At 61.5% G+C, this 11,901-nt stretch carries 7 protein-coding genes; 3 read left to right on the plus strand and 4 right to left on the minus strand.

What is annotated here, in order from left to right; all coding sequences use genetic code 11:
* Positions 1-59: 59 nt before the first annotated feature.
* Positions 60-1,469, plus strand: a complete 1,410-nt coding sequence (locus ACSMXM_RS15855; protein WP_460317404.1) for an NAD(P)H-dependent flavin oxidoreductase — start codon at positions 60-62, stop codon at positions 1,467-1,469.
* 11 nt (positions 1,470-1,480) lie between these two features.
* Here ACSMXM_RS15855 and ACSMXM_RS15860 read toward each other — a convergent pair whose 3' ends face one another.
* The gene (locus ACSMXM_RS15860; RefSeq protein WP_460317405.1) at positions 1,481-2,551 is read right to left on the minus strand and encodes a quinone-dependent dihydroorotate dehydrogenase; all 1,071 of its coding nucleotides are present in this window, start codon (positions 2,549-2,551) and stop codon (positions 1,481-1,483) included.
* Positions 2,552-2,616: 65 nt separating this feature from the next.
* Positions 2,617-3,921 carry a UDP-glucose dehydrogenase family protein gene (locus ACSMXM_RS15865; protein ID WP_460317406.1) on the minus strand — a complete coding sequence of 435 codons (1,305 nt, stop codon included), beginning with the start codon at positions 3,919-3,921 and terminating at the stop codon, positions 2,617-2,619.
* Positions 3,922-4,108: 187 nt separating this feature from the next.
* Here ACSMXM_RS15865 and ACSMXM_RS15870 point away from each other — a divergent pair, with 187 nt between their 5' ends.
* On the plus strand, positions 4,109-5,878 hold the full coding sequence (locus tag ACSMXM_RS15870; RefSeq protein WP_460317407.1) for a sensor domain-containing diguanylate cyclase: 1,770 nt from the start codon (positions 4,109-4,111) through the stop codon (positions 5,876-5,878).
* Between the two features lie 6 nt (positions 5,879-5,884).
* Here the strand turns inward: ACSMXM_RS15870 and ACSMXM_RS15875 are convergent, their stop codons facing one another.
* Entirely contained in the window at positions 5,885-7,999 is a 2,115-nt protein-coding gene (locus ACSMXM_RS15875) for a malate synthase G (protein ID WP_460317408.1), read from the minus strand.
* A gap of 93 nt (positions 8,000-8,092) precedes the next feature.
* Complete coding sequence (gene recJ, locus ACSMXM_RS15880) at positions 8,093-9,841, minus strand: single-stranded-DNA-specific exonuclease RecJ (protein WP_460317409.1); 1,749 nt, start codon at positions 9,839-9,841, stop codon at positions 8,093-8,095.
* A 139-nt stretch (positions 9,842-9,980) separates the two neighbouring features.
* On the opposite strand from recJ, the gene ACSMXM_RS15885 reads away from it, so the two are divergent.
* Positions 9,981-11,873: a cation:proton antiporter gene (locus ACSMXM_RS15885; RefSeq protein ID WP_460317410.1), complete on the plus strand. Its 1,893-nt coding sequence runs from the start codon at positions 9,981-9,983 to the stop codon at positions 11,871-11,873.
* Positions 11,874-11,901 lie beyond the last annotated feature (28 nt).

Consider the following 11,901-nt stretch of genomic DNA (forward strand, 5'->3'; position numbering starts at 1 on the left):
GGTCGCTAAAGCGCGCGCGTCTCCCTATATCGGCCTGGGATTGGGAAGACAGGATTTTTATGAAGGCCGTTAATACTATCAGGATGGGTGGGCACGACGTCCTCCCCCTCGTCGAGGGCGGCAAGGGCGTCAGCGCCACGAACGGCATGTCGTCGGGTGCGTGGGCCGCCGCAGGCGGCATCGGTACCGTCAGCGCCGTCAATGCCGACAGCTATGATGAAGATGGCAATATCATTCCGCAAATCTATCACGGTCGCACCCGCGATGACCGGCATGAAGAGCTGGTGAAATACGGCATTGATGGTGGCGTCGAGCAGGTGAAGCAGGCGCGTGAACTCGCCGGTCCCGACGCGGTCATAAACGTCAATGTCCTGTGGGAAATGGGCGGCGCGCAGCGCATATTGGAGGGGATCTTCGAATCCGAGGCTGGCGCTCTTGTCGACGGCGTTACATGCGGCGCAGGAATGCCCTACAAGCTGGCGGAAATCAGCGCGACGCATGGCAAATATTATTATCCGATCATATCTTCAGGCCGTGCCTTCCGCGCCCTTTGGAAGCGATCCTATTCGAAGCACCCGGAATGGCTTGGCGCCGTCGTTTACGAGGATCCCTGGCTGGCCGGGGGGCATAATGGCCTCTCCAATGCCGAAGACCCAAAGGTCCCGCAGGATCCATATCCCCGCGTAAAAGAGGTGCGTGACGTTATGCGCGCGGGTGGCATTTCCGACGATGTTCCCATCATCATGGCGGGCGGGGTCTGGTATTTGCGCGAATGGGAGGATTGGATCGACAATCCGGAGCTGGGCACCATCGCGTTTCAGTTCGGATCGCGTCCGCTGCTGACGAAGGAAAGTCCGATACCGGAAATCTGGAAGGAGCGTCTGCCCCTGTTGAAGGAAGGCGACATCCTGCTTCACCCCTTCAGCCCGACGGGATTTTATTCCAGCGCCGTCAAGACGCCGTTCCTGATGGAAATGCAGCATCGCTCCGAACGGCAGATCGCCTTTGCCACTGTCCAGTGCGATCATCGCACCCATAAGCTGGATGTCGGCTTCAAGGGCAACAAGACCTATTGGGTGACGAAGGACGATCTGATTCATGCCCGCGGCTGGGTGGCACAGGGCTATACCGACGCCATGAAAACGCCGGACGATACGCTGGTGTTCGAAACAGAGGAGATGGCGAAGATCCTGCGAAAGGATCAGGCCGATTGCATGGGCTGTCTATCGCAGTGCAAATTTTCTTCCTGGGCCGAACATAATGAGAAGCACTCGACGGGGCGCCTCGCCGACCCGCGCAGCTTCTGCATTCAGAAGACGCTGCAGGACATCGCCCATGGCGGCGATCCCGACGACAATCTGATGTTCGCCGGACATTCGGCGCATCATTTTTCGACCGATCCGTTCTATTCGAACGGGTTCGTGCCCACTGTGAAACAGTTGGTGGACCGTATCCTGACGGGCGACTGAATCTGGTTGGTTTACAAATCGGCTCCGACGGCATCCGCGAGGCACTGAAAGCCGTCCGCCTTCAAATGTGCCGCCAGGCCCTTCAATATGCGGTTAGGCAGACCGGGCCCCTCGTACACCATGGCAGTATATAGCTGGATCAGGCTGGCCCCCGCACGGATGCGGGCATAGGCGTCGTCAGCGTTGGAAATGCCCCCGACCCCGATCAGGGGCAGGTCTGGTCCGACGGCCTGCCGAAAGTCCTTCAGCCGCGCCAGGGCCGGGGCGGTCAGCGGCCGTCCCGACAGGCCGCCCTCCTCCTCGCGCTGGCGCGATTTCAAATCGACAGGCCGATCCGTGGTCGTGTTGGAGATGATGATGCCGCTGACACCAGTCTCGCCCGCGACTTTGGCTATGTCGGCAACGTCGGTGTCGGACAAATCGGGCGCAACCTTCACAAATAGTGGTATGTCGCGTCCTCCGCGCGCCGCAAGAGTGCGGGTGAGGAGCTCCGAAAGGGCATCGCGGGACTGCAGTTCCCGCAATCCCGGCGTATTCGGGCTGGAAATATTCACGGTCAGATAGTCTGCGACGCCTGCCGCCTTTTCGACGCCCATCACATAGTCTGCAATACGGTCGGACGAATGCTTGTTGGCGCCCACATTGACGCCGATCCGGCCCCGGCCACCGATCATTTCCCCGCCGGGTGCCCGATAGGCGCGACGGCGCAGGCGCTTTATTGTCCGGTCGATGCCGTCATTATTGAATCCCAGTCGATTGATGACGGCGCGATCAGCCTTCAGGCGAAAGATGCGCGGCTTCGGATTGCCCTCTTGGGCGCGAGGGGTCAGCGTCCCTACCTCGACGAAACCAAAACCCAATCCCAACAGTGCGCCCGGCACCTCCGCATTCTTGTCGAATCCGGCTGCCATACCCAGGGGATTCAGGAAGCTGAGTCCGGCGACATTTGTTTCAAGCGCAGGATCGACAAACCGCCGGGCGGGCAGAAGTCCGGATTTCAGGACGGAGATCGTCGCCCGGTGCGCCCGCTCCGCATCCATGCGGAAGATGAGGGGGCGAGCCAGATGAAAAGCGTGGGGCATGCCGGCGGCTCCTGTTCGAAAATTAACGCGAACCTGTCCGGCCCACGGACAAGCGCCCTATGGTTTTATGAGCGCCCAATGCTGGAATAGGTAAACCCGGCACTTCGCATATCCTCGGGAGGGTAGACATTTCGAAGGTCAACGAAAACGGGCGACGCCATAGCTGATTTCACCTTCTGCAGATCCAGGGCACGATATTCGTTCCATTCCGTGATCAGAACGGCGGCATCCGCCCCGGCCAGCGCATCATAGGCCGAGCCAGCCATTTCAACCGCGGGCAATAAAGGCGCCGCCGCTTCCATGGCCGCCGGATCGTGCGCGACCACGGTGGCTCCCGCCTCGATCAGTGCGGCAAGAATGTCGAGCGACGGCGAATCGCGCATGTCATCCGTATTCGGTTTGAAGGCGAGGCCGAGCGCCGCAACCCGCTTACCCTTCGCATTTCCGCCCAGCGCCTTTACCACCCGGTCCGCCATGGCGCGTTTCCGCGCATTGTTTACGTCGACCGTAGCCTGCACGATTTTCAGCGGCGTTCCCGCCTCCTCCGAAGTTCTCAGCAGCGCCAGCGTGTCCTTAGGAAAGCAGGATCCGCCATAGCCAGGCCCGGGATGCAGGAATTTGGGACCGATGCGATTGTCGAGGCCGATGCCCTTCGCAACCTCTTGCACATTGGCGCCGACCTGTTCGCAAAGATCAGCCATCTCATTGATATAACTTATTTTCACCGCCAGAAATGCATTTGCGGCATATTTAATGACTTCCGCCGTTTCCCGCTCCGCAAACTGGATCTTAACGTCGCGCAGAGACAGGGGCCGGTAGATGCCGCGCAGGATGCGCTCCGCATGTTCGTCGGCAACGCCGCAAACCACGCGGTCGGGGTGCATGAAATCCTTGATGGCCGACCCTTCCCGCAGAAATTCGGGATTGGAGGCAACGCTGATTGCCTTTTCGGGGGCGGTGCGCCGGACGATTGCCTCAACCTCTCGGCCGGTGCCGACCGGCACTGTCGACTTGTTCACGATCAGGCAGGGGGAGGGGGCCGCCCGCGCGACCTGTTCGGCGGCGGCATATACGAACGACAGATCGGCATGGCCGTCGCCGCGCCGGGAGGGCGTGCCCACGGCGATGAACACCGCGTCCGCATCGCCAACCGCTTCGTCCAAATCGGTGGTGAAGCGCAGACGCCCCGCCTCCACATTGCGTGCAACCAATCTGTCGAGACCTGGCTCGTAAATCGGAATTTCGCCCGCCTGAAGTCGCTCCACGATTTTCGGATTGACGTCGACACAGACGACGTGATGGCCGAATTCCGAAAAGCAGGCCCCCGAAACAAGGCCGACATAGCCGGTGCCGATCATGGTGAGGCGCATGGGATATCCCGTTTTTTCCGAGGTGAGCGATGCCCGTTAGAGCGATGCCGCAGGTTCATCAAGTTGAAGAGCCCCTAAATTCAAACGGGGGCAACACGACCGGATTTTTGCATTAACCTAGAATAAACCGTGCGCGTTTACCCATTTGCGGATGAGTGTGCTTGGATTACCACGCAGGCGCCAGTTGGTGCTCTGCGGTTCGTTGGGCGCCGCCTATTTCGGCGCGGCCGTTCTTGGAATTCTGCTGACAAGGAACCTGGGCGGCATCGCCACGATCTGGCCAGCCAGCGGCGTTCTGCTGGCGACGCTGATCCTGTCATGGCGGGGCCACTGGCCGGGCTATTTAGCAACGGTTGCCATTGCCAGCGTTGCAGCGAATATGGTGGGCGGCGCCAGCGCGCCGGTCGCTGCTGCATATACGATCGCGAACATCTGCGAAGGACTTCTGGCAGCTACGTTGCTGCGTCAGGAGGGCGCGCGGCATGTGTCCGTTCTCCGTATCGGTTCGCTGATTCGCCTGTTGGGGGCGTCTGCCATTGCAGGACTGCTCAGCGCCACCCTGGCAACATTCCTGACCGGTGGCACGACAGGGTTCTTCCTCTCATGGATGTGCACGGTTTTCCTGGGCATGATGATCACGACGCCACTGCTGCTGGCGTTGGTCAGCCTGACGGAACGCGGCACGCGCGCGGACATCGTGCGCAAAACTGCATCAGAGGCGACGTTGATCGGTCTGGCGACGCTGGCAGTGTCCATCATCACCTTTGGCCAGACATCGCTGCCGATCCTGTTTCTGCCGCCGTTTGCGGTTCTGGCCGCAACCTATCGGCTGGGTCCATTCGGTGCCGCCGCCAGCGTAATGATCGTCGCCATCACCGGCGCCTTCCTGACAGGAGAGGGGAGCGGCCCCATTCAGTTCATCGGCGGCACCGAGGCGATGCGGTTCTATTTCCTGCAATTCTACTTGCTGGTCCTGCTGCTCAGTGCGTTCCCGATAGCGGTGCTGCTGAATGCGCGTACGCGGCTGATTCGCAAATTGGAAAACGCCAACACGATGCTCAGCCAGGCGGAAATGATCGCCGCCGTGGGTCATTGGCGCTTGAACATGGTTCAGAAAACCCTTTTCTGGTCGCCCGAAGTGTATCGCATTTACGGCCTGCCCCAAGGATCGGCGGTGGTTCCAAACGAGGGCCTGAACGCCTTTCTAGAGGAAGATCGTATCGCAATTGAGGCGGTCCTGGAAAAAAGCATGGCGACAGGCGCGCCCTTCGATTTCGAGGGCAGGATCGTGCGTCCGGACGGCAGCATCCGCATCGTCCGGTCCTATGGGCAGCCAGAATTCAACATGAAGGGCGAAGCGACTGCAATGTTCGGTATCTTCCGCGATATCACCAGGGAAGTTCAGGCGCGGGCGCAATTGCTGGAAGCGCGCGAACTGGCGGAGGAGGCGACGGCAGCCGCCCTGCGCCTGGCCAATACCGACGAACTGACCGATTTGCCGAACCGTCGCCGTACAATCGCCGCCCTGACCGAAGCCGTGGAGCTGGCAGAGTCGACGGGAGAGGCGATGTCGGTCGCAATCTTCGACATCGACCGGTTCAAGGCGATCAACGACACCTATGGACATGATGTCGGCGACGAGATTATCGTTCACGTGGCGCAGACAGTAGCCCGCTCGGTTCGGGAACAAGACCTTGTCGGCCGCCTGGGTGGGGAGGAATTTGTCATCATCCTACCGATCGCCGACGCGGCAACCGCCCGCAGCGTCGCCGAACGCGTGCGCACCAGTATCGAGCGCGCGGATAAAAACAACGCCGCACTGCCCTCAGCCACGATCAGCGTTGGCGTCGCTACGTTCAGCCCAGGCTGTGACGCGGACACCCTCCTCAGAAGGGCGGACAAAGCCCTGTACGAAGCGAAGAATTCAGGCCGCAATACCCTGCGTTTCGCGGCCTGACCGGACCTAGGCCTTCGCCTTCTGTCGCCATTCGGTTAGCAGGAATTCGGTGTAGCCATTCGGCTGTGCCGCACCCTTCAGGACCAGCGCCTCTGCCGCGCGATAGGCGGGGCCGGAAAAGCCCGGCGCCATGGGGGTGTAGGTGGGGTCTTTCGCATTCTGCCGGTCGACGACCTCCGCCATTTTGTGCAGCGTCTTTCTGACCTGCTTTTCAGTGACAACGCCGTGCAGCAGCCAATTGGCGATATGCTGGGCGCTGATGCGCAGGGTGGCGCGGTCTTCCATCAGACCGACATCGTGAACGTCGGGTACTTTTGAACAGCCGACGCCCGCATCGACCCAGCGAACGACATAGCCCAAAATGCCCTGGCAATTATTCTCAAGCTCCTCGGCTATTTCGTCTGCCGACCAATTATGGCCCTGGGCAAGCGGCGGCGTCAGAAGGTCGCCGAGGCGCCCGGTTACCGGATCGCGCGCCAGTTCATCCTGACGTGCGAGCACATCCTCCTGATGATAATGCAGCGCATGCAGCGTGGCGGCCGTGGGGCTGGGCACCCAGGCGCAGGTGGCGCCCGCGCGCAAATGACCGATCTTCTGTTCCATCATGTCGGCCATCATGTCGGGCGCGGCCCACATGCCCTTGCCGATCTGCGCCTTCCCCTTCAGCCCGCAGGCGAGGCCGATGCCGACATTGCGAGCCTCATAGGCGTCGATCCACGGATCCTGCTTGATATTGGCCTTTCGCTTGACCGCGCCGCCCTTCATCACCGTGTGGATTTCATCGCCGGTACGGTCGAGAAAGCCGGTGTTGATGAAGACGAGGCGCTTTCTGGCCGCATGGATGCAGGCGGCAAGATTGGCGCTGGTGCGGCGTTCCTCGTCCATGACGCCGATCTTCAGCGTGTTGGGCGCCATGCCGAGGATCTTTTCGACGCGGTCGAACAGATCGCAGGCAAAGGCGACCTCTTCCGGGCCGTGCAGCTTTGGCTTGACGATATAGACGGACCCTTCGCGGCTGTTCGTGCCCTGGTCGTGCAGGGCGCAGAGCGCGGTGATGGCGGCGTCGACCAGCGTTTCGGGAACCTTGTTGCCATTGGCGTCGCGCACCATGTCGGTCATCAGATGATGGCCCACATTGCGGACCAGCAGCATCGACCGCCCCATCAGTGTCAGCGTGGAACCGTCGGGCGCGGTATAGTCCCTGTCCTCAGCAAGCGCGCGGGTGAAGGTCTTGCTTCCTTTCGTGACGCTTTCGGAAAGGTCGCCCTGCATCAGGCCCAGCCAGTTTCCATAGGCCAGCACCTTGTCCTCCGCATCGACGGCGGCGACACTGTCTTCGCAGTCGATGATGGTGGAAATCGCGGCTTCCACCAGGATATCCGCCACGCCCGCCTTGTCCGTCTTGCCAATGGGGTTGTCGCGGTCGATCTGGATTTCGATGTGCAGGCCGTTGTTCTTCAGAAGAATGGCGGTCGGGGCGTCCGCATCCCCGCGCCAGCCGACGAACTGTTCCGGCTGCTTCAGCGTCGGCGCCAGCTGGCCACCGACCACCTTGTACGCCGGCAGGCGATCATGCGTGGTGGACGCCAGCTTGAAATTCTTGTCCAGGAAAGCCTTGGCATAGGCGATGACCTGCTGCCCCCGGTCGGCATCATAGTCGCCTGCGGGCGGCCGCGATCCCAGAACATCGGTGCCGTAAAGGGCGTCATAAAGGCTGCCCCAGCGCGCATTGGCCGCATTCAGCGCATAGCGGGCATTGGTGACGGGCACGACCAGTTGCGGACCGGCAATGGTGGACAGTTCGGGATCGACGTTCCTCGTCTCGATCTTGAAAGGTTTCGGCGCCTCGACGAGGTAGCCGATACGGGTCAGTTCCTTGATCTGGGCATCCACATCCAAGGGCTGGCCCTTCTGCCGGGCATAATATTCGTTCAGCAGTTTTTGCAGCACATCACGTTTCGACAGCAGCTTTGCGTTCACCGGCGCCAGATCGCGGACGATGGCGGACAGGCCGTTCCAGAATGCGTCCTTGTCAACGGTGGTGCCGGGCAGGGCGCGGTTCTCGACAAACTCGATCAGGCGATCGTCAACGCTGATGTTCGCACGGGTGCTGTGGGTCATGTCTGGCCTTGATTTAGATGTAGAGACTGGATGCGTGCGACGCCGCTACAGGAAAGCGCCGATTTTCGCTACCTTGACGATAAAATGGACGCTTCAGGCCCAGGCGGCATCCTCCAGGTGCAGTTCCGCACGCGGTGTCGCGTTCCAGTCGTCGCGCTTCACCCGGCCTGCGACGTAAAGGCGCCGTCCGGCCGCCGTCAGGATGGCGGCGCCCAGCGGCGTATCCTCTGCACGAAAGGCGATGGCCTTCATTCTGCGCCCGTCGGCGCCAGCCAATACCGCACGCACATGTCCGCTGCCCACGACGCCGCAATCGACGACGGTGACCGGTCCCGCGGCGATGCGGGGGGCTGGCCAGCCCGCGCCATAGGGGGCCGCCGCCTCCAGTTCCTCCGCCAGGTCTGGCGTCACGCCGCCCGGTGCCAGGGCCAAGTCGAGGTCGAGCGACCGCTCTCCCTCCGCCTGCGCGACCTGCTTTGCCAGGCGTTCGCACAGGAAGTCGGCCAGACGCTCGACGCCATCGGCCTGCACCGTCAGCCCCGCCGCCATTGCATGCCCGCCCCCGGCAGAAATCAGTCCGTGCTCTTTTGCCGACAGGATGGCACCGCCCAGATCGACGCCCGCGATCGAGCGACCGGACCCCTTGCCGACGCCATGTTCATCCGTGCCTATAACGATGGCAGGGCGGCCGAGCCGGTCCTTCAGGCGGCTGGCGGCAATGCCGATCACACCGGGATGCCAGCCTGCGCCCGACACGACGACGACCGGCATGTTGCCGGTACGGGCAGCGGCAGCGAGCGCGCCTTCTGTCACATCCGCCTCAATGGCGCGGCGTTCCTGATTCAGACGATTTAGTTCTTCAGCAAGGCCGGTGCATTCCTCGTCGCCTTCGCTGGTCAGCAGACGCACACCGAGGTCGGCCCGGCCCACGCGGCCACCGGCATTGATGCGCGGGCCAAGCGCAAATCCGAGGTCGCCCGCGCCCGGAGACCGCTCCAGCCCGGCGGCGGCGGTCAACGCCGCAAGCCCGCGATTCCCGCGCGCGGCCATGATCTTCAGGCCCTGTGCGACAAAAGCGCGGTTAAGTCCGGTCAGGGGGACCACATCGGCAACCGTGCCGAGCGCTACGAGGTCGAGGAGGCCCATCAGATTGGGCTCTGCCTGACCGCCAAAATGGCCGCGTCCCCTCAGGTCGCGGGACACGGCAACTGCGAGGAGGAATGCCATGCCCACTGCCGCAAGATGACCGTATGCCGCCGCCTCCACGCACTCATCCATCCGGTTCGGATTGACGATGGCAATGGCGGGCGGCAGCGCGGTCGATGCCTTGTGATGGTCGACGACGATCACTTCCAAACCGCAGGCCTCAGCGGCCTCCAGCGCCGCGAAACCCTGTGTGCCGCAATCAACGCAGATGACGAGGTCCGCGCCGGATTCCTTCAATGCCGACAGGGCGCTGGCACTGGGGCCGTACCCTTCCAGCAGGCGGTCGGGGATATAATGGCCGACCGTGCCTCCGCATGCCTTGATGTGCCGGATCAAAAGGGCGGCACTGGTTGCGCCGTCAACGTCATAATCGCCAAAAATGACGATCCGTTCGCCCTTCAAAATCGCATCTGCCGTACGGCGGGAGGCGACATCCATGCCGAGGAAGATGGAAGGGTCGGGCAAAAGGTCGCGGATCGTCGGCGCGCGCAGCCTCTCTATGCTGTCTGCATGTGCACCGCGGGCCAGGAATAATTGCCGCACCAGATCGTGGCCTGTTTCCGTCGCCCGCCCTCCGCGCCAGCGCCAGCTGCGCCCCGAGACCGATTCGCTGATACCAAAAACGGAATTGTTCATCATTTTCCGCTTTTAGAAGGAGACGGGCGGTTTGGGAATCCTTTGACGCGGGTGATCCATTCGGCAACACATGGCGCGGAGCTGCGTTGCTGTTGGCAATGTTGCAATTTGGGGGGCACTTGGTGCACGTGACTCAGCTATGGACCTGACCGTAAAGCTGGCCGCCATTGGCGCCATCGGCATCTTCGCCCAGTGGGTTGCATGGCGGACCGGCTGGCCCGCGATTGCGCTGATGCTGGCAGGCGGAATTATCGCCGGACCAATCACCGGCTTCATCAATCCGGAACAGGACTTTGGCGCGCTGTACCAGCCGGCGGTGAAGCTGGCGGTGGCGATCATCCTGTTCGAAGGCGGTCTGAGCCTGAATTTCCGCGAGTTGAAACATGCGGGCTGGGGGGTGGCGCGGCTTGTGACGCTGGGCACGTTGATTGCCTGGGGCCTCGGTTCCGCGGCATTGCACTACGCCGCCGATATAGCGTGGGAGCCTGCGATTCTGTTCGGCGGCATATTGGTGGTCACCGGTCCGACTGTGATCGGGCCGATGCTGCGGCAGTTGCGCATCGGCAACCGCCCTCGCGATATTCTTAAATGGGAAGGCATCGTAAACGATCCCATCGGCGCGCTTCTTGCCGTGCTGACGCTCGCTTATGTGAATACGACAGAGGTGAGCCCGGGCAGTGCATTGGCCGATATCGGCATGCATGTCGGACTGGCGTCTCTGTTCGCCATCGGCCTCGGCATAGTTCTCGCATGGCTGGTCGCCTATCTGTTTCCGCGCGGGCTGGTACCCGAATTTCTGAAGGTACCTGTCGTCTTCGCGCTTGTGATTGCCGGGTTTGTCATTGCCGATTCGGTTGAACATGAAACCGGTCTCTTGACCGTTACCGCCATGGGCGTCGCGATGGCGAACATGAAGATGGAAAGCTTCGGAGAGATGCGGCGCTTCAAGGAAAGTGTCACTATCCTGTTGATTTCCGGCGTGTTCGTGATCCTGTCCGCCACGCTGGATTGGGAGCTGATCCAGCGGTTCGAACTGCGGTTTATCCTGTTTCTGGTGCTGCTGCTCTTCGTTGTGCGCCCTTTGAGCGTTTTGGTGCCGCTGCTGTTTTCGTCCATTCCGTGGAAGGAACGGCTATTCATGGCCTGGATTGCGCCGCGCGGTGTGGTCTGCGTCGCCATTACGGGCCTTTTCGCCATACGGCTGGAGGAACTTGGGTTTCAGGATGCCGGTGCGCTGATGCCTTTGGCGTTCGCAGTCGTGATCATTACCATTCTGGCGCATGGGTTCAGTGCCAAGTGGTTGGCGCAAAAGCTCGATATCGACCAGGGGCCGGGACGCAGCGTACTGATTGTCGGGGCGACGCGCTGGTCGATCGAGCTGGCTGAGGCGCTGGTGAAGCGTGAGGTGCCCGTGACGATCGCGGACAATAGCTTCCTGGCGTTGCGTCGTGCGCGCCAGAAAGGTGTGGAGACGTTTCATGGAGAGGCGCTGGAGGCGATCCACGAGGATCATCTCGATATCTTCTCGTTCCAGTCGGTCATCGCCGCGACCGACAATGACGCCTATAATTCGCTGATCTGCGCCGAGCTTGGCCCCGAAATCGGTCGCAACAAGGTTTTCCAGCTGGGCAATGAAGAGAATAATGCGACCAAGGGGCTGCCGAGCGCCCTGAAAGGCCGTATGTTGATGAACAGTTCTGCCGGCCTGATCGAGCTTCTCAGCCGACAGGAACAGGGTTGGGATTTCCGCCAGACGCGGATCGGCGAGAAATATACTCTGAACGACCTGAAGGCCCGTCTGAGCGGCAAGAGCGAACTGCTGGCTGTCATAACGCCGGAACGTGTGGTCAAATTCTTCACCAGCGCCGCGAAGCCCACGGTTGCCGAGGGCGATTATGTGATCGCCTATGTCCCGCCGGGGGGAGATGCCGCCGACGAGGAAGAAAAGGAAGCGCAGAAGGAGCGGGCTCGCGAGGCAAAGGCGTTGCAGGGAGAAAATGGCTCGGACCCAGGCGACATGGTTCCCGCCTAGGCGTACCGATCATCGTGGCCAGACGGCA

The sequence above is a fragment of the Pacificimonas sp. ICDLI1SI03 genome, assembly GCF_054740865.1.

Bases quoted from the DNA above. Each gene is read 5' to 3' on its own strand.
- ACSMXM_RS15855 (WP_460317404.1), top strand. From the start codon at position 60: ATGAAGGCCGTTAATACTATCAGGATGGGTGGGCACGACGTCCTCCCC.
- ACSMXM_RS15860 (WP_460317405.1), bottom strand. From the start codon at position 2,551: ATGCCCCACGCTTTTCATCTGGCTCGCCCCCTCATCTTCCGCATGGAT.
- ACSMXM_RS15865 (WP_460317406.1), bottom strand. From the start codon at position 3,921: ATGCGCCTCACCATGATCGGCACCGGCTATGTCGGCCTTGTTTCGGGG.
- ACSMXM_RS15875 (WP_460317408.1), bottom strand. From the start codon at position 7,999: ATGACCCACAGCACCCGTGCGAACATCAGCGTTGACGATCGCCTGATC.
- recJ (WP_460317409.1), bottom strand. From the start codon at position 9,841: ATGAACAATTCCGTTTTTGGTATCAGCGAATCGGTCTCGGGGCGCAGC.
- ACSMXM_RS15885 (WP_460317410.1), top strand. From the start codon at position 9,981: ATGGACCTGACCGTAAAGCTGGCCGCCATTGGCGCCATCGGCATCTTC.